Below are 26,612 nucleotides of genomic sequence, written 5' to 3'. Positions count from 1 at the left end.
ATTTCAAACATCAACATTTTCAATTCACAAGGTTTAAATATGAATACTGTAACAGAATCAACTGTAAATACAATTCCAGCTATTCCCAAAACAGGAATGCCTGTCACTATCATTACAGGATTTTTAGGTAGTGGGAAAACTACTCTTTTAAATCAAATTCTCCAGAATAAACAAGATTTAAAAGTGGCAGTTCTCGTTAATGAATTTGGTGATATTAATATTGATAGCCAACTGCTAGTTTCTGTAGACCAAGATATGGTAGAACTCAGCAATGGTTGTATATGCTGCACCATTAATGATGGTTTAGTTGATGCAGTGTATAGAGTTTTAGAACGAGAAGAACGCATTGATTATTTGGTAATTGAAACTACTGGAGTAGCAGATCCATTACCAATTATCTTAACTTTTTTGGGAACAGAACTCAGAGATTTAACTAATCTAGATTCAATTATTACCGTCGTAGATGCAGAGACATTTGATCAACGACATTTTGAAAGTGAAGCAGCATTACAACAAATTACCTATGGTGATATTGTTCTGCTGAATAAAACAGATTTGGTGGACTTGCACAAACTGCGAGAAATAGAAGATTTTATCCATGATGTGAAACAGGGAGCGAGAATTTTACATACTCAATTTGGTAAAGTTCCTCTACCATTAATTTTAGGTGTAGGCTTAACACCAAAAGATGAGTATATTACCGATGATGTAGAAGATACTCACGAACATGAACACCATCATCATGATCATGAACATCACCACCATGATCATGAACACCATGAACATCATCATTCACACCATTTAGAAAATGATGGTTTTGTATCTATATCTTTTCAAGCAGATAGACCATTTGACGTAAATAAATTTGAGAACTTCCTAGTTGAAGAAATGCCACAGGATGTATTTAGAGCTAAAGGCATTTTATGGTTTAGTGATAGTGAGTTGCGCCATATTTTTCAACTCAGTGGACCTCGTTACAGTTTAAATGCTGATGACTGGAAAACAGCACCTAAAAATCAGGTAGTTTTTATTGGCAGAAAATTGGATAAAACCGAAATTTATACAAAACTTAACAATTGTCTGCTATGATAAATAAGTGTTAAAAAATTGCCCAAAACAGTTAATAGTGATTTCTAAGGATGATACCCAGATCCCCCACTTTTGCGATCAATTCACAATTTATTAACACGACAATAAAAGAAGTCGGGGATATTATCACTCTATTAACCAACAAATAATTTATCAAATCCAAAGCAAACAATGACTTTATCAATTAGTCCCGTTCTCAATTCTGCTGATCAAGTTGTGTCATCTTTATCCACTCAGCAACAACCCAAAGTTACAGAAGCAGAAATGATGCAAGCTGTCAGAACATTGCTGATTGGACTAGGAGAAAATCCTGACCGGGAAGGGTTGAAAGATACTCCTAAAAGAGTCGTCAAAGCTTTACAATTTCTCACCAAAGGATATCATGAATCCTTGGACGAACTGTTAAATGGAGCCGTGTTTACAGAAAGTGCGAATGAAATGGTATTAGTGCGAGATATTGACATTTTCAGTTCTTGCGAACATCACATTTTACCAGTCATTGGTCGCGCTCATGTCGCTTACATTCCTAATGGTAAAGTCATTGGTTTATCAAAAATTGCCCGTATTTGTGAAATGTATGCAAGACGTTTACAAGTTCAAGAACGTCTGACTTTACAAATAGCTGACGCACTGCAAGGTTTACTCAAACCCAAAGGAGTTGCAGTAGTGATAGAAGCAACTCATATGTGTATGGTGATGCGTGGTGTACAAAAACCCGGTTCTTGGACTGTAACCAGTGCAATGCGTGGTATATTTTCAGAAGATGCTCGCACCCGTGAAGAATTTATGAGTTTGATTCGACACAATGCTAATTTTCACTAAAGTTAGGTGACAGGTGACAGGTGCTACGCCACGGTGACAGTAGTGAAATAATCGTAGGTTGGGTTAAGCGATAGCGCAACCCAACAAAAGCATTGATAATGTTGGGTTTCCTTGCGTCAACCCAACCTACTTTTCTCTTAACTACTTAATCAATTTATTGATGATTTATTTAGATATGATTCTCCCATCTGAAATGATTAGAAACTTAAAATTTAACTCCCAAGGTTTAATTCCTGCGATCGCTCAAGATTACCGTGATGGTACTATATTAATGATGGCTTGGATGAACGCCGAATCAATTCAAAAAACCTTAGCCACAGGTGAAGCTCATTATTGGAGTCGTTCCCGTTCTGAATTATGGCATAAAGGGGCAACATCTGGACATATTCAAAAGGTAAAAGAGCTTTTTTATGACTGTGATGGTGATACAATTATCATCAAAATTGAGCAAATTGGCGATATTGCCTGTCATACTGGTGCAAGAAGTTGTTTCTTTAATGCTGTAGAAATTCTGTTTCCTCAATCATAATTTTAATTATCATTCTAATTATAATTCTAATTGCTCATGAATATACCAAGTATTACCGTTGTCGCTGGATTATCTGGAACTGGGAAAACCACCTGGATTCGTCAACAAATCAGAGAAATAAAATCTCCAGAAAAATTTGAGAAATTAATATATTTCAGTCCAGGAACAGGAAATGTATTAATTGATCATAGTTGTATAGCTGCTGAATTTTCAGGAATTAAAGTTTTTGGTGATAATCAAGAAATTGAATTTATTCATCAAATTCCAGAAGCAAATCATGTTTATATTGAATTAGGTTCTTACCTAGAATTATCAACAATATCCCAAATATTAGATAATCTCAACTATCGTGCAGTCGCTATTTTACCACCCAATTATCAAAACTCAGAATATCATACATGGACTGAAGAAATTTTCTATGGCGCACCTGTAGAAACAATCAAAATAGAAAATATTTGGCGCGTGTGTACAACTGGTCAAGTTATTGATGAAAATAGTTTAGAAGATTTTTGGTATGAAATAACTCATGGTGCTTATGGTGAAGTTGTCCGCGCTAAAGGTATTTTTGATGTCAATGATGGACGTTCTATATATTGTGATTTTGTCGCTGGTGTTCCCCAAATAGGATTTTTAGAATTAGATTTACCCAGATATTTAGAAGGTAGACCACAGCGTTTTAGTGGATTAGAAATATCAGGTAAAAATTTAGATGAACCAGCATTAAAAGCAACATTATCAGATTGTTGTTTATCTGATTATTTAATTTCCCAATATCAACAACAAGTCAAACACATTTTATTAGAGGGTCAAGCAGTATGAAAATAGCAATAATGTCATGTATTCATGGTAATAATGAAGCCTTAGATGCTGTATTATTAGATATTGAACAACAAAAAGCAGGAAAAATATTCTGTGTAGGTGATTTAGTAGGATATGGACCCTATCCCAATGAAGTTGTTAACAAAATTCGCTCTTTAGATATTCCTACCTGTGTGGGTTGTTGGGATGAAGATATAGTAGAAGGATTGAATGCTTGTGATTGTAGTTATCCTTCATTATTAGCAGAAAAAAGAGGAATCCAAGCTCATGAATGGACGAATAAAGAAATTACCCCAGAAAACCGCGAATTTTTAGCCAATTTACCCTACAGTATGCAATGGGGAAATTTAGCTTTTGTTCATGGTAGTCCTCATAGTAATCATGAATATTTATTACCGGAACTCGATGCTTTTGTCGCTTTAGAAAGGGTAATTTCTACAGGTGCGGATGTGTTATTTTGTGGACATACTCACGTCCCTTATGTGAGAACTTTGGATGCGGGTAATTTACAGGTATGGGTTGATAGAGATAGTCAGGAAAAACCACAGAAAATTAGTTTTACATCTCCTGTAAAGAGAATTATCAATGTCGGTTCAGTAGGAGAACCGCGACATGGTAGACCGAATGCAACTTATATAATTTATGATCAAGAAACTCAAGCAGTGACATTAAGGGAAGTTGCTTATGATTATCAAAAAACCTGTGCAGCAATTATTGAAAAAGGATTACCCAAAATATTTGCTTGGCGTTTAGCAAATGGTTTAGAATTTGCTGAAAGAGCAGATGATCCTACTCATGTTTGTACAAGGTGAATCAATTTTGGATTTTGGATTTTGGATTGTTTTTGTCATCTCCAATCTAAAATCTAAAATTTCCCTGACTCCTGACTCCTAAAATCTAAAATCAAATTATGTGGGTTATTTTGAGTGGAATTGAAGGTAATTTAGCAGCTTATGAAGCTGTGATTGCTGATATAAAGCGTCAACGTTATGTAGATGCTTTGTATATTTTGGGTGATTTAGTTGGACCAACTAAAGAATGTGAAAAACTTGTAGAAAGGGTAAAATCTCCCCGTCGTGGTGAGTTACAACCAATGATTTGCAAAGGTTGGTGGGAAGAACAATGTTTAAATTTACATGGTTTAGGACCTTCTGGGGATACTCCTGAGTTATTAGCAAAATATGGGGGTGATACAGTCAAAATGTTATGGGAATGTGTTTCTCGTTCAACTTTACAATGGTTGAGAAGTTTGGATTTTGGTTTTTTTGAATTAGATTGTTTATTAATTCATGGTTCATCTCTTGGTGTGAGTGATGAACTGACTCCAGAAACTCCCCCGATTCAAATGTTAGATAGACTCTCAAGAATGCAAGCAAATAATTTGTTTTGTGGTCGTTCTGGTTTAACTTTTCAATATCAGTTACAAGGGGGTTCTGTTACAAGTGAAATTACCACTCTTGACAGTCAAATTTCTCCGCAAACCGTAACAGTTTCACCCCGTCAAGTGATTGGTGTGGGAAATGTGGGACGTATTCCTGGTCAAGCAACTTATACTCTTTATCATCCTAGTTCTAATAAAGTGGAATTTCAAACTGTTTATTATGGAAATAGTAAGGGATTTCAAGGGCATGAGAGAAAATAATTTAAACTCCTATCACTCTAGTCGGTTGGGTTGATGCAACGAAGATAAATTTCAAGCTATACTGAAAACATTCCATAGTTTTTACAAAAGCATGATCCAAGAACTCGAAGGCATATTTGATGGTACAGCCCTGCAACTAGAATCACCTTTAAATCTAGCAGTAGGTACAAGGGTGCGGATTATTGTTGAAACTGTTTTACCCAACGAACAGAAACAACCTAAAACCTTTCTTCAAACTGCTAAGTCTTTACAGTTGCAAGGTGAACCAGATTGGTCAGAAAAAATTGACCAGTATTTGTATGAAGAAACGGTTTCTGTTCATGATTGAGGTTTTTTTAGATACTTCTTTTGCTATTGCTTTATCTTCTCTTACAGATCAAAATCATCTCATGGCTGTGCAAATTGCTAATCAGCTTGAGGCTAACAAAACTCGTTTAGTAACCACTCAACCAATATTACTAGAAATTGGTAATGCACTTTCTAAACAAAAATACAGAATAGCCGCGATTCAACTTTTGGAATCTCTCGAAGCTGATCCTAATATTGAAGTAGTGTTATTAACGAAGGAGTTATATACAGAGGCATTTAATTTGTTCAAACAACGAGAAGATAAAGAATGGGGTTTGGTTGATTGCATATCGTTTATTGTGATGCAGAATCGAGGAATTACTGATGCACTAACTGCTGATATCCATTTTCATCAGGCAGGGTTTCGAGCATTATTAAGAAACTAACAATTTACAATATCTTTATATCCATCAGCCTAACAAATCAATTGAAAAAATTGAAAAATCTGATCTGCACAGAAAACCTAAATGTTCACTTAAACCAACATCCCCGCAATACCAGCAGTGATAAAACCTGCAAGTAATCCCCCAATCATAGATTTAACACCCATCCGCGCTAAATCATGTTGACGGTTAGCAGCCATACCAGTCATACCACCAATAGTAATCCCAATTGAGCCGATATTGGCAAAATTACATAAAGCGTAAGTAGCAATAATTATAGAACGTTGGGAAATTTGCTGCTGCTTAATCAGTTCACTTAAATCTAAATATGCCAAAAATTCATTGAAAATCGTCTTTTTTCCCAATAAAGCCCCAATTTTACCACAATCAACCCAAGGTATACCCATTAACCAAGCAACGGGAGACATAATAAAAGATAACATCCATTCTAAGGATAATTGCGGTAAACCCACCAGCGAACCCAACCATCCTAACAACGCATTTACCACTGCCAGTAAACCCAAAAAGGCAATAATCATTACACCCACATTCACCGCTAACTTCACGCCATCAAGCGCCCCGGTGGTTGCTGCGTCAATGACATTAACAGAATTACTCTTTGTTTCCACACTGACTTTAGCAGCAGTTTCCGATACTTCTGTTTCTGGATAAATTAATTTTGATACCACCAAAGAAGTAGGAGCAGTCATAAAAAAAGCAGCTACTAAGTGTTCTGCGGGAATACCGAATGAAAGGTAAGCACCTAATACACCACCGGCAATAGTCGCAAAACCACCAGTCATGACTGCAAATAGTTCTGATTGAGTCATATTGGCTACATAAGGTTTAACCATTAACGCGGCTTCCGTCGGACCCAAAAAGATATTTCCAGCGCAGGATAAAGACTCAGAACCTGATGTTTTCATGGTTTTCATCATTACCCAAGCCAAGGTACTGACTACCCTTTGTAAAATACCATAGTGATATAAAACACCAATAAATGAAGAGAAAAAGATGATAGTTGGGAGAACTTGAAAAGCAAAAAAATGATCTTTGAAATTTTCACCAAAGACAAATTTAGCACCGATATCAGAAAAAGCTAAGAAATTACCGATAATATCCCCCAAAGATTTAAAGATTTTCAAACCCCAGGAAGTTTTAAGAATTACCAATGCTAAAATAAATTCTAAACCCAAACCCCAAGCAATTGTTCGCCAACGCACAGCATGACGGTTAACAGAAATTGCATAGGATATACCAATAAATACTAAAATACCAAGTGCCGAAATAACCCTTTCCATTTTGATTCCTAAATAAGATTCATCAAAATAGTAATCTTTTTAACGCACAGAAAAACCAATTTTAAAACATCTTGTTTCATACAGCGATAATAAGCATTCATGGGAATTAGTACAAAATAAGCACTAACAGGGATCTTATCAGGTGCTTTAGCGAAGGAGATTCTAGTTTAGTAATTACACCATTTGCCAAGACAATTCATGAATTGTCCCTACGCCTTTTCGGGAAATATTTATATATCTGAATATCTGAGCGTAACCTTAAACACCTCTCAAATTACGCTTTAACTTTTATTATCAACTTATTTAACTGTTAAAAATATTAATGCGGATGGCGAGACTCGAACTCGCAAGGCAAAGCCACACGCACCTCAAGCGTGCGCGTATACCAATTCCGCCACATCCGCACGGTTGCCTAGAATAATAATATAGCATAAAAAATCAATAAGGGAAGATATTATCCAAATTTTTTTCCAAATGTTTTAATCAGGGAATGGGTAATGGGTAATGGGTAATTAGGTGATTCATCTTCCCAGTCACCAATCCCCAATCCCCAATCCCCAGTCACCAATCCCCAGTCACCAATCCCCAGTCACCTAACAAATTTGCAAGAATTTACAGTAATGCGACAGCTTTATTTGAATGAGATGGGAGAAAATGTCAATCTACTGGTACTAATATCACAGCTAGAAAATGAAGTTTGACAAAATTTTAATTGCTAATCGGGGAGAAATAGCTCTTCGCATTCTCCGCGCTTGTGAAGAAATGGGAATTTCTACAGTTGCTATTCACTCTACCGTTGACCGGAATGCTCTGCACGTACAACTGGCTGATGAAGCGGTTTGTATTGGCGAACCAGCAAGCGGTAAAAGTTATCTGAATATTCCCAATATTATTGCGGCTGCGTTAACACGCGGTGCTACAGCGATTCATCCTGGTTATGGTTTTTTAGCAGAAAATGCCAGATTTGCGGAAATTTGTGCAGATCATCAAATTGCATTTATTGGACCAACTCCCGAAGCAATTCGCTTAATGGGGGATAAATCCACTGCTAAAGAAACCATGCAAAAAGCCGGAGTACCCACAGTACCCGGTAGTGATGGGTTAGTAGAAACAGAAGCCGAAGGATTAGCGATCGCCAAAGAAATCGGCTACCCTGTAATGATCAAAGCCACTGCCGGCGGTGGAGGGCGAGGAATGCGCCTAGTCCGTTCCCAAGATGAATTTGTTAAACTGTTCCATGCAGCCCAAGGAGAAGCCGGAGCAGCTTTTGGTAATGCCGGCGTTTATATAGAAAAATTTATCGAGCGTCCGCGCCACATAGAATTTCAAATATTAGCGGATAACTACGGTAACGTAATTCATTTAGGTGAAAGAGACTGTTCCATTCAACGCCGCAACCAGAAACTACTAGAAGAAGCACCAAGTCCCGCCCTAGATGAAGAACTCCGGGAAAAAATGGGTAAAGCTGCCATCAGAGCCGCCCAATTCATCAACTACACTGGTGCAGGAACTATAGAATTTCTCCTAGATAAATCTGGTCATTTCTACTTCATGGAAATGAACACACGTATCCAAGTTGAGCATCCAGTCACAGAAATGGTAACGGGTGTAGACCTGCTAGTAGAACAAATTCGCATTGCCCAAGGTGAAAGACTCAAATTAACCCAAGACCAAGTAATTTTACGGGGTCATGCCATAGAATGCCGCATCAACGCCGAAGATCCAGATCATGATTTTCGTCCAGCACCCGGTAAAATTAGCGGTTATCTCCCACCAGGCGGACCAGGGGTCAGAATTGATTCTCACGTTTACACAGATTACCAAATTCCCCCTTATTACGACTCCCTCATCGGTAAATTAATAGTTTGGGGTCCTGACCGAGCTACAGCCGTCAACCGCATGAAACGAGCATTAAGAGAGTGTGCAATTACCGGACTACCCACGACTATCCCCTTTCATCAAAAAATCATGGAAAACCCGCAATTTTTACAAGGTCAAGTTTATACAAGCTTTATCCAGGATATGAAATTACAGTGATTGGTGATTGGTGATTAGGGATTGGTGATTGGGAAAAAAGTGATAGTTGATGGTTAATATATTGATAGTTGATTGGGAAACATAAAACTGATTACCTAGTCACCAGTCACCAATCACCAGTCACCAGTCACCAGTCACCAGTCCCCAACACCTAACTAACACGCGCCATCATGGTTAGTAATCCTTGCTGACCCAATAAAATTTCCCTAACTAAGCTGAAAATACCCACCCAAATAATCGGAGTGATATCAACCCCACCAATAGGAGGTACTACCTTTCTTAACAGCATTAAAAATGGTTCAGTTGGCCAAGCAATCAGATTAAAAGGTAAACGGTTAAGATTTGCTTGAGGATACCAAGTGAGAATAATGCGGAAAATAAACAAAAAAATCATCACACCCAACAAGAGTCCAAGAATCCAAGTAGTTAAGTTAACACCTGTCATAGCTTTAAGTTACCGTCTTTCCAAAAATCAACAAGTGGTAGTGTAATCTAGAAAATTTTAAGCTTTGTAAAGCCTTCTCACTCTCATCTTAACTAAATGCCGGCATTTTCTGGCCTCAGAAAATAATAGCTGAAAAGTTTTCTTGGCTTCTCAAGGAACTGATACACCATTAAAATTAAAATGAATTATGTAAAAAAAAAGGTTGAGAACTATGACACCCTCTTTAGCAAATTTTCTTTGGAGTCTCCTTTGGGGTACTGTAATTGTGGTTATCCCTGCTACTGTTGGTTTAATTTTTATCAGCCAAAAAGATAAAATCCAACGCAATTAAGCAATTGGTGACTGGGAAATGGGGACTCTTGACTGGTGACTCTTGACTGGTGATTAGGGACTGGTGACTCGGGACTGGTGACTGGGTAATCAATTTGATATTTCCCAATCAACTATCAACTATCAACTATCACCTATCACCTTTTCCCCAATCACCAATCACCAATCACCAAAAATTGTAAACAGCTTTAAAGCTCATTTGCTAGATGACTAGAAGCTTAAATACATTGTCAATAGTTAAAATAGTAATTTTAATTGTTAGCAATAATTGATGGTAAAAACCCCCGGATTCATCCGTGTGGTAAATCCAAAATCCAAAATCTAAAATCCAAAATTGAATGACTCGCTAACATAGATGTGATATTGGGAAAAGAGCAATGATAAATTTTGGGCTGAACTCAGCCAGTATTTTGGCTCAGGTAAATTTTGGGGCTAACTCAGCCAGTGTTCTAGGAATTTTCCTGGCTGTGGCTGGGGCAGCACTATATTTTCTCCGCACCGTGCGCCCAGAACTGTCACGAGATCAAGATATCTTTTTTGCGGCAGTCGGCTTACTGTGTGGTTTTATTCTCATCTTCCAAGGATGGCGGCTTGACCCAATTTTACAATTTGGTCAGTTGCTATTAGTCGGTTCTACTGTATTTTTTGCTGTTGAAAGTATTCGTCTGCGAAGTATTGCTACTCAACAAGCGAAACGCAATACTCCCATTGTGGATGATGAGCGAGAAGTCAGCAGAAAATATTCTTACTCTGATCGCCGTAATTATCAAGCTGAGATGGATGCTGATTTAGAACCTTTACCTTATTACGAAGAGGAAGAAGAAGAAGAACGTCCGCCACGTCCCAGAATTCGTGGTAGCCGAGATGATCGTTCTACTCGTGATAATTACTATGAGGAACAACCGCCTCGTCGTTCAGAACGTCGTAACACCAGGGAAAAACCAGAAACAGCCGAAAGGAAACGTCGTCCGAGTTCTGGACGTTCCGTAAGTCTCAAGAGTGATAGTTTTGAACAAGAAAATTGGGGTTCTGTTTCTAGGGAAGTTGATGATTGGGAAACTCCCAAAGAGGAAATAAGAAAACCATCTCGTCGTCGTAATGACAGACCCACACGCCCAGAAAGCAGTGAGGATGATGTTACACCTAGACCTAGAAAGCGTCGTCCACCTGCTGACTCATCCACCCGCAGAGAAAGGAATGATGATGAGGCCATCCCCACTGATTATGTCCCATATAACCCCATTGAAACACCAAAGGACGGATCTGATAATGCCAACGATTTTGATGATATTACAGGTGACAGGTGACAGGTGACAGGTGACAGAGTGAAAAAGCTGTGTAGATTTTAGTTTTGTTATCTTTTGTTATCTATTTATTTCCTCAGCATCCTGGCGCTTGATATATCTAAAATATTTGGAGTGAATCAACGGTGATGGTAATTTTCAAGGCGACGGAAAGCGGTTGATGTGAAAACATTTACGTCTATATTTTGGCTCCAAAAACGTATTCATTGGAGCCTAATTTTTAGTTTGAGTGGTTTACTTGTGTCTTGTGGTGCTGGTGATATTCCGGTTGGGGTTTATTCCTTGAACAGTCGTTATACTGAGGAGCAACCTGCTTTAAGTGGAAATGGACGCTTTTTAGCCTTTGTCTCTAATCGTAATGGTAATCAGCAATTGTTGATGTACGACTTGGAAACTCAAAGTTTTATTCCCACTCCTGGTTTAAACCGACGAGAAACTGTTGCTGAAAGCCCCAGTCTCAGCTACACAGGTCGTTATATTTGTTACCTCACGAGTGATCAAGGTAGACCAGTGATAGCACTTTACGATCGCGCTATGAAACAATCACAAATCATCACTCCTACCTATCGCGGTTGGATCAGAAATCCTCATATCAGTCCTGATGGACGTTATATAGTTTTTGAATCTGCCAGTCGTGGACAATGGGATGTGGAAGTTTTAGACCGAGGACCTACTGTAGAATTAGATATCCCTAATGGTGCAACGGTGGGAAATTAAAAATTAAAAATTAAAAATTAAAAATTAAAAATTAAAAATTAAAAATATTCCCTGTTCCCTATTCCCTATTCCCTGACTAATGACTAATTACAAATTACTGTTAATTTTATTTTTAAGTTCAACTTTTTTAACTGGGTGTTTTGGTTATCCGCGTATATTAAGTTATCCATTTGACCCTGGTGGTCGCGGTTTAAACAGTTTAGCTTCGGAGTTAAATCCGCAAATTTCGGGCAGATATATTGTTTTTACTACTAATCGTCGCGGTAGCCAGGATATTTATATGTTTGATACTGTGACACGAAATTTAGTAGATTTACCAGGTTTAAATTCTTTTGATACTATTGCTGATCATGCTTCTGTGACTCAAGATGGTCGTTTTGTGGTTTTTGCTGGGAGTCGTCAGGGGCGCTCCTCTATTTTTCTCTACGACAGGGAAACACGACAATCCAGAAATTTAACTGCTAATCTGCAAGCAGAAGTCCGCAATCCTACAATTAGTGCTGATGGTAGTAGGATTGCGTTTGAGTTTAGCAATAATGGGCAATGGGATATTTTACTTTATGACAGATTTGGACAAAAATTGAATATACCCCAAGACCCAAGATAATTGATAATTGATAATTGATAATTGATAATTGATAATTTGTAGTTATAAATTACTAGCCAATCACCAATCACCAATCACCAATCACCAATCACCAATCACCAGTCACCAGTTACCGATCACTTGATTGAACTGATTCAATGAGCGATCGCACTTGTTGAGTACCTTCTGATGGTTCAAAGGAGAGGGGAAATTTACCCCTGACTAACATCCTTAAACCCAGAGGTGCAAGACTGAGTAATCCTTTTAAATCGCGGAAATAATTACCAACTACCTGGATACCAAATTGACGTTCATCAATCCAACCACCTGCTTTAACTAACTCAACCAATACTTTACGGTGACGAATGGAACGGCTATCACTGGCTTTTTTGCGGTCAAGAATTTCTTGTTTAATTTTGGTAATTTGTTCTAATGGTGCAACTTCCATTGGACAAACTGAGTCGCAATAAAAACAACGAGTACAACCCCAAACACCTTGAGTTCCTTTGTTGTAATTTTCCAAGCGATTTTCTGTGTCACTATCGCGGGAATCTGCCACCATGCGATATGCTTTAGCGAGAGCGTGGGGACCCACAAAATCGGAATTAACTTCACGGGCGTTGCATTCTGAATAACAAGCACCACACATAATACAATTACCTGTTTGATCGAGAAGCGATCGCTCTTGTGGTGTTTGCAAAAATTCTTTTTCTGGTACTTGTCGCGCTGCTGTACTGACATAAGGTGCAACTGCTTCTAAATTATCCCAAAAACTGCTCATATCCACCACCAAATCCTTAATCACAGGCATATTGCCCAAAGGAGCGATCGTGATTTCATTAATGGTATGATTATGGGTTGTCGATAATGAAGATGATGAAATTTTTTGCAATCTAGCTAGTTCGCTGCCAACATTTTCTTTACAGGCTAAAGCTGAACGTCCATTAATTCGCATAGCACAGCTACCACAAATAGTATTGCGGCAATTTTTGCGAAATGCTAAAGTTCCATCTTGTTCCCATTTGATCCGATTCAGGCAATCAAGGATTGTATTACCTGGTTCTACCTGTAAAGGATAAGTTTGGACAACAGGGTGAGAGTTTTGCTGCTGGCGAATAATCTTAAAAATAACTTCCATATATTACCAACCAAATTCTAAAAATTGCCTTACCTGCTGCCAAAATAATGAGTACAAGCAGGTTTTTGTGAAAAATTAGCCCGTTATTTAACTTCAGTGGCTAATAAGCTGACGCTGAAGGCGCTCATGATTCCAGTTCAAGGATAACCATTAAAATTTTAGTTGTAGAAGTGCAGTCTGTGAGATTTATCGAAACAATCGAGTCTCAAACCTCGCCTTTGATGGCGAAAAGTTGTGGGAGCAGGTGATAAATCCCCGTGACAAAAACCGCCTCCAGCAAAGCAACCTCCTGGTTTTGTGAACTGAGCAGTATTAGCAGGTGTTTAACATAGCGATGTGTTTACCTGAGCAAATGCAGCTTAGGCAATGATTACATTTTGATGTTTATTAAACTCGACTCAAGGCTGAAAGCTGAACCCAGGCATTTTCCACCCCGACACAGATGGAAGTTCAATTTGGAAAATATTTTTTTGCTTTTCTCTGACAAGCACTACTTCATCCTCTACACTTGAGACTTCTTTAGTTTAGTCCTGTTTGTAAAAAGTCTTCCAGTAATAGCGAAATAAAAATTTTTTAAATATATAGAAGAGTTAAAGCGGCGGACAATTATTTGGTTATGGCTATCAAGCAAGGGATAGATGTGGTAAATTGATTATTCCCCTAGACAGACGTGGAGAATAATCGGCGATATTTTGACTGCTCCTAATAAACAGGGTGAAAAATACCAGGGGCTTTTTGTCTGATCTCCATCAAGAAAACCTGGATTTAAGTCACTCACTCAAAACGGCTCGCCTAATTATATAAACTTTTATAAAAGTCTTGACTCCATACTCATGAGACCATCAGTCCAGAGTAAAATCCTTACTGCTTTTTCTCTCCCCAACTCCAGTGATTTGAAAAAAAAATAATTTGCAAATTGTTTTTTAAATTCAACAAATATTTTGCTATTATTGGTTCATGATAGTATTTAATATGAAATTACGAAGTCACAAAACCAGTACCAAAGTCCGTACAAGTGCGGCTGCTACTGCTTTGTTGATTAGTAATGTAGAGACAAGAAAATTTGTGTCTCTATCGGCAGGACAAAAGGGTGTATGTCTCTAAGACCATCAGCAAATACTATGCTGTCCTAAGCTTGAGATGACGAGTGGGTACAAACCTACAACTCAAGAGCAATAAAGGCAAGCACTGAAAGTGAAAAACCTGCAATTTATTGTATCTACAACTTTTTAGGAGTAGAACTAACCTGATTTGTAAAGGTGGCTTAAAATTACACCACTACACTAGCGCCAAAAGATTAAAATATTTTTCTTTCTCATGGCGAATGATGGTTAAAAATGCCGTACAATCAACGGAATAAAATTCTGTGACAACCATGATCTCTAATTGAATATGGAAAACCATATATAGAGATACTTGGGCTGATCATATCAGCAGGAATTCACACTTCACCCTCAAGTCTTCAGTAGCTCTGGACATTGGCTAAAAAGCCAAATGTAAAAATCAGGCTACATTGATGAACTGTTTTAAGAGATTAAGGAAATTTTGAACATAATGACTGAAACTGCAACCGCCCCATTAACTGGAAAAGCACTGCTGGCTAAAGTAAAAGAGCTTTCTAATTTACCACGCCGAGAAAGAGCGAAGCAGTGCGGCTATTACACCGTGACCAAAAATAATCAGGTGCGTGTAAATCTCACCGATTTTTATGATGCTCTGTTGTCAGCTAGAGGTATTCCTCTAAGTCCAGAATCTCCTAAAGATGGACGTGGCCGCGAACCGACATACCGGGTGAGTGTTCATCAAAATCGTCAAATTGTTATTGGTGCTACCTATACCAAAGCAATGGGTTTAAAACCTGGTGATGAGTTTGAAATTCGGTTAGGTTACAAGCATATTCACTTGATTCAACTTGGTGAAAGTGATAAAAAATTGACATCATCCGATGTGGATGCTGATGAAGCTGATTTAGAAAATGAAGAGGAGGAATAAATTTCTCTGAGAGTAGGGGTAAGTCGTAAATAAATCTTTGCTTTCTTATCCCTACAGCTACAAATAAATAGCATTTGTAGTTTAAAGCTTTGTTCACACAACAAAATAAGATTTGACGTAAGCATTCAGCCGTCAGCTATCAGCCATCAGCTATGTACCTGAAAGGTGGAAATACAAAGAATCAAAAGAAACAGATGCAGATAAAATTCCTAAAATTCAAACGTCTGAATCCTTGCTGTTGGCTGATTACTGATTAGTAATAGCTGAATACTTACTATTTGACATTTTGTAAGCATCACGAATTCTAGTAGAGTTTTGAAGGATAAGCAAGAACTCTCTTGGAGCTAGAAATATATCGTGATTTTTTCGTCTGTTTTCTTTTCACTGATAGAGCCATCAGTCAATAATACATTACTGGCGTTGCTGAAAAATGCGCCAGTAGTGTTTTTTGTCATGGCTTTTTTTCTTGTTTGGGTAGTATGTTGGTTGCCATTAGCAGCGATATCCGCCTTCATACTTAATTTGCAGCTTAATAAACCTTTACAACCAGAGCAAAAAATTCCTTTATTGGTATCTCTCTATTTATTAGTACCTTTAATTCTCTGGGGAATTAATTGGTTAGGATTTGGATCTTTTGCGGATTATGGGTTAGTAGGAAACCTGAATATTTTCGGTTCTTTGTGGCTGGGTTTGGGTTTAGGTGTGTTGGGACTGGTGATAGTGTTTACCTGTCAATTTTGGCTAGGTTGGTGCTATTTAGAAAAATCAAATATTAAATTAATTCCGGGAATTTTGCTACCAATTTCTTTGGTGGCTTTGTTTGTAGGTGGGATAGAAGAGTTGTTATTTCGGGGTTTTTTATTGACAACCCTGGAGAAAGATTATCCGATCTGGTTAGCAGCGATTATTTCTAGTTTGATTTTTGCGCTGCTACATTTAGTTTGGGAACAGCGAGAAACGATACCGCAAATACCTGGTTTATGGCTGATGGGAATGGTTTTGGTATTGGCCAGGTTAGCTGATGGTGGTAGTTTGGGGATAGCTTGGGGACTTCATGCGGGTTGGGTATGGGCGATCGCTACAATAGATACAGCAGGATTAATAACTTATACAGGAAAAGTCTCAGAATGGGTTACAGGTAAAAACAAAAAACCCCTAGCTGGTTTAGCTGGGGTTCTCTGTGTTTTGGTTACAGGAGTAATTCTTTGGTGGTTTGTTGAGCTTGTCCTAAGTTGACAATTTTATAGACAAAACTATACTTATGTTAACAAACATTGACATAAGTTAGCCAAGAAAAATCCCAACTTGATGTATAATACTAGGATATCAAGTATTGAATAAGACTATTACCGACGCGAAAACCAAGCATTAATAGTGGTAGTCTGTTTCCAAATCTTAATTTGAGAAAGTCGCGTCTGGCTAAGGCGTGTAAGTCTACTGAGGGATAACCGCTCCCATGCTCCCGTTGAAGTAGAAAGTAAAGTCTAGCTTTGTCTAGGTTTTATATAGCAGATTTAGGCATTGGATAGGAAAAAACCAATCACCAATTACCAATTACCAATTACCTAACCCCCAAAACCAGGAATTAAACGCTTGATGGCGCGACCAGCTACATCACCATATCGCAATTCACCACAAAGGATTTTACCCATAGTTTGAGCGCCAGAGGGGCGTTTAACACCAACTTTGTAGCCAATAGCAGGGAAGCGATAAAATGCACCAGCTAATTTTTGCGCCCAAGCCATTTCTGAACCCCATTGTTCATTCATAGCCTCAGTGTAGTTTTCCAAGGCGTTGATATCACCACTAAGCGCCTCATTAATGAATTGTGCAGCTAGGACACCGCTAAAGATGGAGGGACGAATACCTTCGGCGGTAAAGGGGTCAACGACACAAGCAGCTTCACCAGCTAATACAGCATTTTGAGTATGTAGTTTTTGATTGCCGTCCCAGATGCACAGGGGATGACCGTACTGCTGGCTAGTTTTGATATCTACATTAAAATATTTGGCATATTCATCCAAAATTTTTTTAAAGTCCTGGGGTTCACCACCAATAAATGTTCCGACTCCGAGAGAGTAACCGTCAGCTTTGGGAAAATTCCAGATATAACCGTTTTTGACTAAACCAAACTCAAAGTGAATTGTAGATTTATTTTCTACATTTGCCGGAATTTCTGCTTCTAATGCTCCTGCTAATCGGCGTTTACGGTTTTTAAAACCTAGCCATTTTGCCATTGGACCTTTAACACCATCCGCAGCAATTAAGTAGCGACCTGTGACTTGTCCGTTAGCTGTGTTCACTTGCCAATGATCATTTTTAAATTCAATACCTGTGACTTCTGTATTGTCTCGTAGTTCAGCCCCTTGCTTTTGGGCTTGTTGAACTAAAAAATGGTCGAATACATCTCGTCGCACCATCCAGACTGGTTCTTTAATGGCGATTTTGGCTTCTACCGGATCTTCTAGTTTCCAGGTGAAGCGCAGGGAGTCTACTTTAACGGAAATTGCGGGGCTAAAGTCAAAATCAAACCATTGAGCGATCGCTGGTGACACACCACCACCACAAGGTTTATATCTGGGCAGAGATGCTTTTTCTAAAATTAATACTGAGCGTCCCTGTTTGGCTAAATGATAAGCTGCTGATCCACCCGCAGGACCAGCACCAACAATGATGCAGTCGTACATAAATAAGGGAGGGAATGGGTAATGGGTAATGGGTAATGGGTAATAGGTAATGGGTAATAGGTAATGGGTAATGGGTAATCACTTTTATTTTTCCCAATCACCAATCACCAATCACCAATCACCAATCACCAGTCCCCAACTTATACGGTTGTAATGTCTTTTTCTTTCTCTGCCAGTAATTCGTCAATCCTGGTTGTGTATTTGTTGGTTAGTTTTTGCAGTTTGTCTTGCTGATCTCGTGATTCATCTTCGGAAATTTCCGCAGCTTTTTCTTGTTTGCGAATTGAGTCAAGAGCATCACGGCGGATATTGCGAATACCAACTCGACCTTCTTCGGCATACTTAGCAGCGAGTTTGACAAATTCTTTACGACGGTCAGATGTCAAAGGTGGGATGTTCAAACGAATTACAGAACCATCATTGCTGGGGGTTAAACCCACATCTGACAAGGAGATCGCCTTTTCTACTATATTCAAGCTGCCCTTATCATAAGGCTGAATTAATATTGTCGAGGCATCTGGTGTACTGATGTTTGCCAGTGATTTCAGGGGGGTAGGAGTCCCGTAATATTCTACTTGTACTTTATCTAGTAAGCTCGCATTGGCGCGGCCAGTGCGAATGGTGTTAAAAGCTCGTTGAGTAGCCTCAACGGTTTTTTGCATCGTACTTTCAGCTTCAGCTAATTTCACAAGAACCTCCCACAAGAGTGCCAATAGATTCTCCCATTACTGCACGGTGGATATTTCCTCGCGTTGTTAGGTCAAATACCAGAATGGGAATATTATTTTCTTTACATAAGGCAATTGCGGTACTATCCATGACTCGCAAATCTTCAGCCAAAACGTGGGCGTAAGTGAGGGTTGTGTAACGTTTGGCTTGAGGATAAATGGTGGGGTCAGCATCGTAGATTCCGTCTACTTTGGTGGCTTTAAAAATCACTTCTGCTTCTATTTCTGCTGCTCTTAATGCCGCAGTGGTATCTGTGGTAAAGAAGGGATTTCCCGAACCAGCACCAAAAATTACCACCCGTCCTTTTTCTAAATGACGGATGGCGCGACGACGAATATATGGCTCTGCTAATTCTTGCATAGCGATCGCTGTTTGTACCCGCGTCTGTATTCCTATCCTTTCTAGCGAGTCTTGTAGCGTCATGGCGTTCATTACCGTGGCAATCATTCCTATGTAGTCAGCGGTTGCTCTGTCCATTCCCGCTGATGCTGCTTTAACGCCTCTGAAAATGTTGCCGCCGCCAACTACGATAGCGACTTGAACGCCAGTGGCTACCACCTCTGCCAACTCTTCGGCTATTCCCTTGACTACTTCTGGATCAATGCCATAGCCCATGTTGCCCATCAAGGCTTCACCGCTCAGTTTAAGTAAAACCCGTCGGTAATTCGTTCCCATGAAGTTACGTTTTATCAAATAAGTTGCAATTGCCTCAAATTTAAGATAACAGTACAGTGGCAATCTGTGTCTAGTTCCAGTTTATTTTCGCCATACTAATGGCGTTCCCATCTGTGGGGTTTGTGCTGGCTGGATTTCTTGACCTTGAAATAAAGAGGCGATCGCATTTCTTAAATAATCTTCCCCAGTCACTGATGGATCTTGATGGAATTTATGCTATTTTGAACATCCACAATGTTGGTTTTTGGGTAATTTTTCTATAATAACCCTGTAAAGTATCACATATTTCTCTAATTCTCGTGTAATATGCCAAGCTCAAAATTCCAGCTTTGTCCTATGCTATATATCTAGATATGGGCAAAAATATATTTAACATTATATTTAACATTTAATTTTGAGTTGTTTAGTGATGTAGGTGAAACAGTGTTTTTTAGTGTTGTTATACCAACTTATAATCGGTTGCCAATTTTGCAGAAGTGCCTCCGCGCTTTAGAATTGCAAAACTTAAATGATACAACCCTTGTAAAAGGGTATGAGATTATTTTAGTGGATGATGGTTCTACAGACAATACTTTAGACTGGTTAGCAGAACATCAAGATCAGTTTCCTCATTTGCGGTGTTTTCAACAAGATCATGCTGGTCCTGCGGCGGCGCGAAATTTAGGGGTAGAAAAAGCTGCGGGTGATACGATTATTTTTATTGATAGTGATTTGGTAGTTTTATCTAATTTCTTGCAAGCTCATGCAGATGCTTTGCTGCAAGGAAAGGAAAAATTAGGAAACGACGCTTTTTTTACCTATGGTGCGGTAATTAATACTTGTAATTTTGAAAATCCCACTTCTGAACCTTATAAAATCACAGATTTTTCTGCGGCTTTTTTTGCTACGGGTAATGTGGCTATTCCTAAACATTGGTTAGAAAAAGCTGGTTTATTTGATACTGGTTTTCAACTTTATGGATGGGAAGATTTAGAATTAGGTGTGAGGTTAAAAAATTTGGGTTTGCAATTAATTAAATGTCCTCAAGCTGTGGGTTATCATTGGCATCCACCTTTTAGTTTACAACAAATTGATAATTTAATTGATAAGGAAATTCAACGGGGAAGGATGGGAGTTTTGTTTTATCAAAAACATCCCACTTGGGAAGTGAAAATGATGATTCAAATGACTTTGTTTCATCGTTTATTGTGGGGGATACTTTCTTTAAATGGGTTGTTTAATGAAAGAACTAGCGCCCCTTTATTGCAATGGTTGATTAATTTGGGTAAGCCGCAGTTAGCTTTGGAAATTGCGCGGATTTTTTTGAATTGGTATAATGTAAAAGGGGTTTATCAGGCTTATTCTGAGATGATGAATAAATGATTTTCTCACGCAGAGACGCAGAGATACAGAGAGGAGAAGAAGGGATATAATAGGAGAATTGTGATATTTTTCTATTCAGGGTAAAAATCCTCATCTAAAATCTGCTCTACTGAGAAGGGAGAAGTTAGAGGATATTCATTTTCTGATGGTATAGTAATTCCAAATTTAGCTAGTTTACTTTCTTTTATGGCAAGTTTACGAGCATCGGGGTAAGATTTTTCTAATGCTTCTGTTAAGTAGTTTTTGAGAGATGGGGTATCTGTGAGATTATCAATAACTCGTTGACGATGTTCAACAACGGAACTATACCAACTTGCTTTCATTGTCTCTGGTACATTATGTTGAACTTTTAATTTAAGGAGGTGAGTTAAGAGAATTTTCAGATTACTTTTGAGAGCATTTTTTTCTGATTTTCCCAATTCTATTAACTCCTCTATCAAATGCTCAATATCCAGGGATGCAAATTCATGATTTTGTAATTGTTCAATTGTTGCATCTATCCATAATTGTAAGTCTTGATCGTACAGGGTGTTAGACATCTTTCCGACCTATTTTTTTAAGATTTGTAATATTTAATATTTTAGCATACATTTTTTAAATATTCTCTCAATACGCGGGTGAGATGAAATAATTTTTCGTCGTTTTCTGATTTTTTTAATAAAAATCGTCGTGTTAATGATTGGATACTGTTGATTATTTCTAGGGATGAGAGTGATAATAGTTTTTTGATTTCTTCTCTGGATAGAGGTTGATCATTTTGACTGATTTTTAATAGTGTTTGTTTTTCAATATCGGTTAATCTCTCCCAGGTTAAGTCAAGGTTTGATTTTATATCTTCTGTTAATATTAAACTTTGTTCTTGGAGAAATTCTGCAATTTCACCTTGAAATACATCTTTAATTAAGTTGCTGATATGTTGTACATATCGAGGATGTGTTTCATATAGGTTTATGAGGTTTAACCAATGTTCCTGATTTTGTAATTTTTGATTTTTTAATATTTCTGCTGCTGCATTACCTAAACCTGATAATTCTAAGGAATGAATGGGGTAAAGTTCATCGTCTAATGATATCATTTCTTGGCTTTTTTCTTGACTAATCAAAATTATACAGCTTTGATGTTCTATTGCTGTGAGCATTTGCAGGAATGTTTGATAATTTTGATGTTCTGGTTGATATTTTCCTGCATATTGTTGAGGTGTAAATATTTCTTCTAGGTTGTCGAGAATAATTAAACAACGTTTTTGGTTGAATATTTCTAAGGATTGTTTTAATAAGTTGTTGGTATTTATATTTTGAATATTAATGTTTAGTTCGGTGATAATTTCTGTAAGGATAGAGTTTAAGGAGTTAGATAGTTTTAGATTTTTCCAGATTATTGCATCAAAGGGTAGGAGGTGAGTGTCAATAAAGTGTTTAATGAGGGTGGTTTTACCAATACCGGAAATTCCTAAGATGGAAATTAAGCGAGTGTTGGGGTTTTCTATCCATGCAGATAGGGTTGATAGTTCTTTATTTCTTCCGTAGAAATGGGTAATTTTTGGGGATTGTTTAAGATTGATATTGATATAGGTGGTTTTTTGTTGATTTTTATCTTCTTGATTAACTTCTATTTTTTGAGTATCTGGATTATGTGGACATAAACTTACATTATTTTTTATTCCTATTCCATTAAATCCATTAAATGAATTAGATAATCTTTCTATAGACCAACGAAAATTAGTTCTAGTAACTTTTTCACCTAATTCTTGAGATAATATTTTATATAAATCACGGCTGATATTGCCAATATAATTTTCACCATAATCAAATTCATCAGCAATTTCACTATAAAGTTTACCATCCCAAATGCCTTTAATCGCACTTCTTTGTAGGATGATTCACAAGAAATAGCTAGAATTAGAGCTAAACTAATCGCAGAAATAAATGCTATGGACGCTTCTGAACTAAAAATTAAAGCTAAATCACAAAAAAGTCTAAAGAAATGGATTTCTGATTTAATAATTTCTGCTGCTAAAGGTTTTGGCTATATGTTAACAAAAGCTGCTGCCGACAAGTTAATTGAAGTTATCTTCAACTGGGTAATGGGAGGTCTTTTTTAGCCAGTAGGTTGGGTTGAGGTAACGAAACCCAACTAACCAAACTTAAATCTAAATCCGAACTTCCTAATTTGTCCATTGCTAATAATTTTTATCAACCACGAAAACGCTTTATTTATAAACATCCCCACGCGCACCAATAGCCGTGATCACATATAATTGATTAACCGTATCCTCAACAAAAAAAATCCTATATTTACCCACTCTTAAACGACTTTCTTCTCTACCCTTTAATGGTTTAATATCAAGATTTTATGTTCCTGTAATTAACCCATTCAACGCACGAATAATTCTTACTTTATCTTCAACTCTTAATCGTTCAAGATATTTTTGGGCAGGTTTTAAAATAATATAATCAAGCAAAATTATCTCCTAGTAATTGACGCTTTAACTCATGAGATGAAATTCCTTTATCCTTTCCTGTAAGATAATCTTGTAATGCAGATGCACTCATATCTAACAATTCATCATCTACATCTTCATCATTATCATTAGTTTGTTGATCAGCAACATTCATTTTCTGAATAAACTCTAATACATAACTTAATTGTTCATCAGGAATGAGACTGATTTGTTTTAATATTTCTTGGCGGATGGTGCTAGAATTAGTCATTAAGTACAAATCCTATTTTTAGTAAATCATCTTATATTTTATCACATTAAATTATTTATTAATAATAATTGCCTTTGATCAATGGTGTCAACTTCACCTAAAACCGATAACCCGACTGGGAATGAATTCCCAGTCTCATAGCAAAAGTCATCTAAAGATGACTAAAAATACCAAGAAATTGATAGTAAGTAGGTTGGGTTGAGGTAACTAAACCCAACATTTTTAATACTTGAATATAATAATTATTCCATAACCTGTTCTATAATTTCTCGAACTCTAACAACACCAATATCCTCTTGATCAGACTTAGAATAAACTGTTAACAAAATAATACTGTCAGCAGTTTGTAAATAATAAATTAGCCGATATCCAGCACTTTTCCCTTTTTGAATATTGCTATTTTTAACACTTACCTTATAAACTTGATATTCTTCCCCTAACCCTACAAGGCGATCGCCAATAATTTCCCCTTGCTGCAACTGTAAAATAACGGGTTCAATATCATCACGAATTTTTCGATAACGTTTTGATAGTTTATACAGTTGTTTTTCAAACTCAGGAGAAAATTGCACTGAGATATTATTTATATCATTCACTTTCAATTCTCTCCCATAACTCAGAAATAGGTCTAGTTTCTCCTGCTTTAACTTCTTGAAAAGCTCTTGTTAAATTTTCTTCTATTTCCGCAATAGGAGTATCATCAGGATCATGATCACTTGCTTCTGGTAAGAGAATAATTACCTTTACTTCTTGAAAATCATCAATTCCTAAAGGATAATCTAAGGTTAATTTTCCTTGTTGAATTTTACCTGTAACTTCTAAGGCTTTCATATTTTTTACCTAATTGTATTCATAACTTATGATTTTCATAAATTGGTAAATTATCTTATATTCTATCACATTAAATTATTTATTCAAACTAATTTACTATCAAGTTTATTTCGTGGTGTAAGGGTTTAGCATTGATCAATGGTGTCAACTTAACCTAAAACCGATAACCCGACTGGGAATGAATTCCCAGTCTAATAGTACAAGTCATCTAAAGATGACTAAAAATACCAAGAAATTGATAGTTTACTTGAGTAAACTTTAGCTATTAGCCATGATAGCGTAGCTCGGCGTAAGCCATAATTCATTTCATGGCGGGTGTGGAAGCTAACAGATAAGGCATTTTTCGGTTAAGTTGACACCAATAAGCAATGCTAAACCCCTAAATTACCGTTTTTTGAAAAAATCTACTCCTTCACCCAAACTACAATCTGATTAACTGAACTACAAAAATTCAATATTATTGAACATATATTCAGGTTCTAAACATTCCCAAACTAAAACTAAATCACTGATCACTTTTCCAATAGACTGGCGTTTTTGGCGAGCATAAATAATACCACAATATTCAATCCCTGTAGCAGCTAAACTCAGAAAATCATCATCAAAGGTAAAAATAACTCGTTTTTGAGAAACAGCAAAAGCTAATTGTTGTTCATCAGATGCACCAATTAACCCTTCTTCTGGTGAAGTTGTCACATCAACTCCTCTCATTCTCAAACCGTTTGCTATAGCATTACCAACATTTTCATCAAGGTGAAACTTAATCTTGTTTGACATTTTCACCTTTTAATATTTTCTCAACTAAAGATGGTTTATCTCCTTGTAATTGTTTAGCAAAATTCTCGCCTTCTTCAATTTGCTGTCTAATTTCTTCTCTGTGATCATGGTAATAGGTTAAAGCTGCATAAACATCTGCTAAAGTAATACTAGGATGTTGATAAACTATCTCATCAGGTGACATTCCCATCCTTTCATGCCAAATAACAATATCTTGAACCTTGATCCGATGTCCAGCAATACGGGGTTTTCCTCCACATACTCCCGGAGTAATAACTATATGTTCTTTGCTAACAGATAGCGTAGTCATAACCTGTGATTTTCATAAATCGGTAAATCATATTATATTCTATCACATTAAATTATTTATTCAAACTAATTTATGATCAATTTTCGTGGTGTCAGGGTTTAGAAATGCTAAACCCCTACATTCTACATTCTGACATTTATTATTGTGCATTTAACCATCCCTGTAAATTAGATACTTTACTAAAATAATTAATTCCCACATTAGCTAATACCTGTTGAATATTAGTATTCCCAAAATCCTTGGTATTTTCACTAAAAAATACCTTTGACACTGATAAATTATTCTCAGCATGACCTAAAATCACCTGTAAAATAAAATCATCTCGCTTTTGATTTTTACCGGGTATTAAAGGAGAATTTAAGGTATTTACCAACATTTCAATTCTGGGTTCAATCAATTCACCATGATTTTTCAGATATTCAAGAATCTTCAAAAAACGTTTTCTAAAATCACGTAGTAATTTTCCATAGTCAATCAAACAAAGTTCTAAATAATTGACGAAAGAATCAGAATTTGCTAATTCTTTATTTCTTCCTTTGGCAATTGCCATGATGGAATTAGTTTCTAAATAAATAATTATCATAATAATTGTAGCTCCTCTGTAGTTATATCATCCAAAAGAGCAAATAAACCAATTTCTTTCATTTCTTCAATGTAAGGAGGATTTTCACTTTTCCAATGATAATCTAAATCTCTTAACCAAGATTGAAGTAAACTTATTAAAGTAGATTGATAGATAATTCCTTCGATACTATCTGCATCATAAAATCCTAAAACTTTTTTGGTATCTAATCTGGCTAATTCTGCAAAATTCGGACTTTTAAAGATTCTGATGACATCGGAGTTTACAAACATTAAAAAAGGAATATTTTGGTATTGTTCCATTTTTAATATCTCCAGTTCTGGGGAAGCATACATGGCGGAAAATCTCACATCTATCATCAAAATAGGTTGTTCATCTTTATCTTTAGCTACAATGGCAGGATCAAAATCAATTGCTGTGGGTGGTTTAATTATGCTCATGTATTTTCACCTTTTGATTGAAGAT

Annotated in this window: 34 protein-coding genes and 1 tRNA gene; 18 read left to right on the top strand and 17 right to left on the bottom strand. The window is 37.0% G+C overall.

All coding sequences use genetic code 11. The features are described 5' to 3' along the window. The first annotated feature begins 39 nt into the window (after positions 1 to 39). The 8 genes from K2F26_RS11600 to K2F26_RS11565 all read left to right on the top strand — a co-directional run bounded on the left by K2F26_RS11600 (position 40) and on the right by K2F26_RS11565 (position 5,635). Positions 40 to 1,089, top strand: coding sequence for a CobW family GTP-binding protein (locus K2F26_RS11600; RefSeq protein WP_220611596.1), 1,050 nt, complete (start codon positions 40 to 42; stop codon positions 1,087 to 1,089). Between the two features lie 171 nt (positions 1,090 to 1,260). Beyond that, positions 1,261 to 1,911, top strand: a complete 651-nt coding sequence (folE, locus tag K2F26_RS11595; protein ID WP_220611595.1) for a GTP cyclohydrolase I FolE — start codon at positions 1,261 to 1,263, stop codon at positions 1,909 to 1,911. 175 nt (positions 1,912 to 2,086) lie between these two features. Continuing rightward, on the top strand, positions 2,087 to 2,440 hold the full coding sequence (gene hisI / locus K2F26_RS11590) for a phosphoribosyl-AMP cyclohydrolase (protein WP_220611859.1): 354 nt from the start codon (positions 2,087 to 2,089) through the stop codon (positions 2,438 to 2,440). A gap of 36 nt (positions 2,441 to 2,476) precedes the next feature. After that, the gene (locus K2F26_RS11585) at positions 2,477 to 3,259 is read left to right on the top strand and encodes a CobW C-terminal domain-containing protein (RefSeq protein WP_220611594.1); all 783 of its coding nucleotides are present in this window, start codon (positions 2,477 to 2,479) and stop codon (positions 3,257 to 3,259) included. Continuing rightward, positions 3,256 to 4,071 carry a metallophosphoesterase family protein gene (locus K2F26_RS11580; protein WP_220611593.1) on the top strand — a complete coding sequence of 272 codons (816 nt, stop codon included), beginning with the start codon at positions 3,256 to 3,258 and terminating at the stop codon, positions 4,069 to 4,071. The genes K2F26_RS11585 and K2F26_RS11580 overlap by 4 nt, the downstream gene beginning before the upstream one ends. Before the next feature lie 98 nt (positions 4,072 to 4,169). Further along, positions 4,170 to 4,901: a metallophosphatase gene (locus K2F26_RS11575; RefSeq protein WP_220611592.1), complete on the top strand. Its 732-nt coding sequence runs from the start codon at positions 4,170 to 4,172 to the stop codon at positions 4,899 to 4,901. 91 nt (positions 4,902 to 4,992) lie between these two features. Next, entirely contained in the window at positions 4,993 to 5,229 is a 237-nt protein-coding gene (locus K2F26_RS11570) for a hypothetical protein (RefSeq protein WP_194058741.1), read from the top strand. Further along, positions 5,222 to 5,635 carry a type II toxin-antitoxin system VapC family toxin gene (locus tag K2F26_RS11565; RefSeq protein ID WP_220611591.1) on the top strand — a complete coding sequence of 138 codons (414 nt, stop codon included), beginning with the start codon at positions 5,222 to 5,224 and terminating at the stop codon, positions 5,633 to 5,635. The genes K2F26_RS11570 and K2F26_RS11565 overlap by 8 nt, the downstream gene beginning before the upstream one ends. Positions 5,636 to 5,724: 89 nt before the next feature. Here the strand turns inward: K2F26_RS11565 and K2F26_RS11560 are convergent, their stop codons facing one another. Both K2F26_RS11560 and K2F26_RS11555 read right to left on the bottom strand, forming a co-directional pair. Continuing rightward, positions 5,725 to 6,933, bottom strand: coding sequence for a NupC/NupG family nucleoside CNT transporter (locus tag K2F26_RS11560; protein ID WP_220611590.1), 1,209 nt, complete (start codon positions 6,931 to 6,933; stop codon positions 5,725 to 5,727). 323 nt (positions 6,934 to 7,256) lie between these two features. After that, positions 7,257 to 7,337 (bottom strand) — tRNA-Leu (locus K2F26_RS11555). 286 nt (positions 7,338 to 7,623) lie between these two features. On the opposite strand from K2F26_RS11555, the gene accC reads away from it, so the two are divergent. Further along, positions 7,624 to 8,970: an acetyl-CoA carboxylase biotin carboxylase subunit gene (gene accC / locus K2F26_RS11550; RefSeq protein ID WP_220611589.1), complete on the top strand. Its 1,347-nt coding sequence runs from the start codon at positions 7,624 to 7,626 to the stop codon at positions 8,968 to 8,970. Positions 8,971 to 9,121: 151 nt separating this feature from the next. On the opposite strand, the gene K2F26_RS11545 is transcribed toward accC, so the two are convergent. Beyond that, a complete protein-coding gene (locus K2F26_RS11545) occupies positions 9,122 to 9,415 on the bottom strand; it encodes a YggT family protein (RefSeq protein ID WP_220611588.1) in 294 nt (97 codons plus the stop codon). A 211-nt stretch (positions 9,416 to 9,626) separates the two neighbouring features. Between K2F26_RS11545 and psbX the strand changes: the two genes are divergently transcribed. The 4 genes from psbX (at position 9,627) to K2F26_RS11525 (ending at position 12,373) form a co-directional block, all read left to right on the top strand. Beyond that, positions 9,627 to 9,746: a photosystem II reaction center X protein gene (gene psbX, locus K2F26_RS11540; RefSeq protein ID WP_220611587.1), complete on the top strand. Its 120-nt coding sequence runs from the start codon at positions 9,627 to 9,629 to the stop codon at positions 9,744 to 9,746. Between the two features lie 376 nt (positions 9,747 to 10,122). Then, a complete protein-coding gene (locus tag K2F26_RS11535; RefSeq protein ID WP_220611586.1) occupies positions 10,123 to 11,052 on the top strand; it encodes a Ycf66 family protein in 930 nt (309 codons plus the stop codon). A gap of 159 nt (positions 11,053 to 11,211) precedes the next feature. Further along, entirely contained in the window at positions 11,212 to 11,766 is a 555-nt protein-coding gene (locus K2F26_RS11530; protein ID WP_220611585.1) for a TolB family protein, read from the top strand. 79 nt (positions 11,767 to 11,845) lie between these two features. Next, positions 11,846 to 12,373 (top strand): TolB family protein, encoded by a 528-nt coding sequence (locus K2F26_RS11525; RefSeq protein WP_220611584.1) that lies wholly within the window; start codon positions 11,846 to 11,848, stop codon positions 12,371 to 12,373. A gap of 109 nt (positions 12,374 to 12,482) precedes the next feature. Here K2F26_RS11525 and K2F26_RS11520 read toward each other — a convergent pair whose 3' ends face one another. After that, positions 12,483 to 13,490 carry a succinate dehydrogenase/fumarate reductase iron-sulfur subunit gene (locus K2F26_RS11520; protein WP_220611583.1) on the bottom strand — a complete coding sequence of 336 codons (1,008 nt, stop codon included), beginning with the start codon at positions 13,488 to 13,490 and terminating at the stop codon, positions 12,483 to 12,485. Positions 13,491 to 14,462: 972 nt separating this feature from the next. Here K2F26_RS11520 and K2F26_RS25175 point away from each other — a divergent pair. After that, complete coding sequence (locus tag K2F26_RS25175) at positions 14,463 to 14,594, top strand: hypothetical protein (protein ID WP_302850053.1); 132 nt, start codon at positions 14,463 to 14,465, stop codon at positions 14,592 to 14,594. 174 nt (positions 14,595 to 14,768) lie between these two features. On the opposite strand, the gene K2F26_RS25170 is transcribed toward K2F26_RS25175, so the two are convergent. Beyond that, positions 14,769 to 14,894, bottom strand: a complete 126-nt coding sequence (locus K2F26_RS25170) for a hypothetical protein (RefSeq protein WP_302850052.1) — start codon at positions 14,892 to 14,894, stop codon at positions 14,769 to 14,771. A gap of 150 nt (positions 14,895 to 15,044) precedes the next feature. On the opposite strand from K2F26_RS25170, the gene K2F26_RS11515 reads away from it, so the two are divergent. Next, positions 15,045 to 15,482 (top strand): AbrB family transcriptional regulator, encoded by a 438-nt coding sequence (locus tag K2F26_RS11515; protein WP_194052219.1) that lies wholly within the window; start codon positions 15,045 to 15,047, stop codon positions 15,480 to 15,482. Positions 15,483 to 15,839: 357 nt separating this feature from the next. Then, positions 15,840 to 16,718 (top strand): CPBP family intramembrane glutamic endopeptidase, encoded by an 879-nt coding sequence (locus K2F26_RS11510; RefSeq protein ID WP_220611582.1) that lies wholly within the window; start codon positions 15,840 to 15,842, stop codon positions 16,716 to 16,718. Positions 16,719 to 17,047: 329 nt separating this feature from the next. Here the strand turns inward: K2F26_RS11510 and K2F26_RS11505 are convergent, their stop codons facing one another. From K2F26_RS11505 to pyrH, 3 genes are all read right to left on the bottom strand, one after another. Then, positions 17,048 to 18,169: a geranylgeranyl reductase family protein gene (locus K2F26_RS11505; protein WP_220611581.1), complete on the bottom strand. Its 1,122-nt coding sequence runs from the start codon at positions 18,167 to 18,169 to the stop codon at positions 17,048 to 17,050. 140 nt (positions 18,170 to 18,309) lie between these two features. After that, complete coding sequence (gene frr, locus K2F26_RS11500; protein WP_220611580.1) at positions 18,310 to 18,858, bottom strand: ribosome recycling factor; 549 nt, start codon at positions 18,856 to 18,858, stop codon at positions 18,310 to 18,312. Then, a complete protein-coding gene (gene pyrH / locus K2F26_RS11495) occupies positions 18,845 to 19,573 on the bottom strand; it encodes a UMP kinase (RefSeq protein ID WP_220611579.1) in 729 nt (242 codons plus the stop codon). Before pyrH ends, frr begins: the two co-directional genes overlap by 14 nt. A gap of 423 nt (positions 19,574 to 19,996) precedes the next feature. Here pyrH and K2F26_RS11485 point away from each other — a divergent pair, with 423 nt between their 5' ends. Further along, positions 19,997 to 20,935, top strand: coding sequence for a glycosyltransferase family 2 protein (locus tag K2F26_RS11485; RefSeq protein WP_220611578.1), 939 nt, complete (start codon positions 19,997 to 19,999; stop codon positions 20,933 to 20,935). A 71-nt stretch (positions 20,936 to 21,006) separates the two neighbouring features. On the opposite strand, the gene K2F26_RS11480 is transcribed toward K2F26_RS11485, so the two are convergent. After that, positions 21,007 to 21,474 (bottom strand): DUF29 domain-containing protein, encoded by a 468-nt coding sequence (locus tag K2F26_RS11480; RefSeq protein WP_220611577.1) that lies wholly within the window; start codon positions 21,472 to 21,474, stop codon positions 21,007 to 21,009. Between the two features lie 41 nt (positions 21,475 to 21,515). After that, positions 21,516 to 22,811, bottom strand: a complete 1,296-nt coding sequence (locus K2F26_RS25165) for a helix-turn-helix domain-containing protein (protein WP_496560034.1) — start codon at positions 22,809 to 22,811, stop codon at positions 21,516 to 21,518. Between the two features lie 54 nt (positions 22,812 to 22,865). Between K2F26_RS25165 and K2F26_RS11470 the strand changes: the two genes are divergently transcribed. Continuing rightward, positions 22,866 to 23,036, top strand: a complete 171-nt coding sequence (locus K2F26_RS11470) for a hypothetical protein (protein ID WP_220611576.1) — start codon at positions 22,866 to 22,868, stop codon at positions 23,034 to 23,036. A gap of 352 nt (positions 23,037 to 23,388) precedes the next feature. On the opposite strand, the gene K2F26_RS11465 is transcribed toward K2F26_RS11470, so the two are convergent. The 7 genes from K2F26_RS11465 to K2F26_RS11435 form a co-directional block, all read right to left on the bottom strand. After that, positions 23,389 to 23,646, bottom strand: coding sequence for a hypothetical protein (locus K2F26_RS11465; RefSeq protein WP_220611575.1), 258 nt, complete (start codon positions 23,644 to 23,646; stop codon positions 23,389 to 23,391). 242 nt (positions 23,647 to 23,888) lie between these two features. Beyond that, positions 23,889 to 24,242 carry a type II toxin-antitoxin system RelE family toxin gene (locus K2F26_RS11460; RefSeq protein WP_246605583.1) on the bottom strand — a complete coding sequence of 118 codons (354 nt, stop codon included), beginning with the start codon at positions 24,240 to 24,242 and terminating at the stop codon, positions 23,889 to 23,891. Continuing rightward, positions 24,235 to 24,477: a type II toxin-antitoxin system RelN family antitoxin gene (locus tag K2F26_RS11455; protein WP_220611573.1), complete on the bottom strand. Its 243-nt coding sequence runs from the start codon at positions 24,475 to 24,477 to the stop codon at positions 24,235 to 24,237. The genes K2F26_RS11460 and K2F26_RS11455 overlap by 8 nt, the downstream gene beginning before the upstream one ends. A gap of 441 nt (positions 24,478 to 24,918) precedes the next feature. Further along, positions 24,919 to 25,254: a DUF5615 family PIN-like protein gene (locus tag K2F26_RS11450; RefSeq protein ID WP_220611572.1), complete on the bottom strand. Its 336-nt coding sequence runs from the start codon at positions 25,252 to 25,254 to the stop codon at positions 24,919 to 24,921. Next, positions 25,238 to 25,564 (bottom strand): DUF433 domain-containing protein, encoded by a 327-nt coding sequence (locus K2F26_RS11445; RefSeq protein ID WP_220611571.1) that lies wholly within the window; start codon positions 25,562 to 25,564, stop codon positions 25,238 to 25,240. The genes K2F26_RS11450 and K2F26_RS11445 overlap by 17 nt, the downstream gene beginning before the upstream one ends. Positions 25,565 to 25,703: 139 nt before the next feature. Next, a complete protein-coding gene (locus K2F26_RS11440) occupies positions 25,704 to 26,147 on the bottom strand; it encodes a PIN domain-containing protein (protein WP_220611570.1) in 444 nt (147 codons plus the stop codon). Then, positions 26,144 to 26,587, bottom strand: coding sequence for a hypothetical protein (locus K2F26_RS11435; protein ID WP_220611569.1), 444 nt, complete (start codon positions 26,585 to 26,587; stop codon positions 26,144 to 26,146). The genes K2F26_RS11440 and K2F26_RS11435 overlap by 4 nt, the downstream gene beginning before the upstream one ends. Positions 26,588 to 26,612 lie beyond the last annotated feature (25 nt).

Origin of the sequence: Sphaerospermopsis torques-reginae ITEP-024 (assembly GCF_019598945.1) — a bacterium.
Classification (GTDB): Bacteria; Cyanobacteriota; Cyanobacteriia; order Cyanobacteriales; family Nostocaceae; genus Sphaerospermopsis.
The sequence above is the reverse complement of the archived record's forward strand: the minus strand, read 5'-3'. Positions and strand labels throughout refer to the sequence as shown.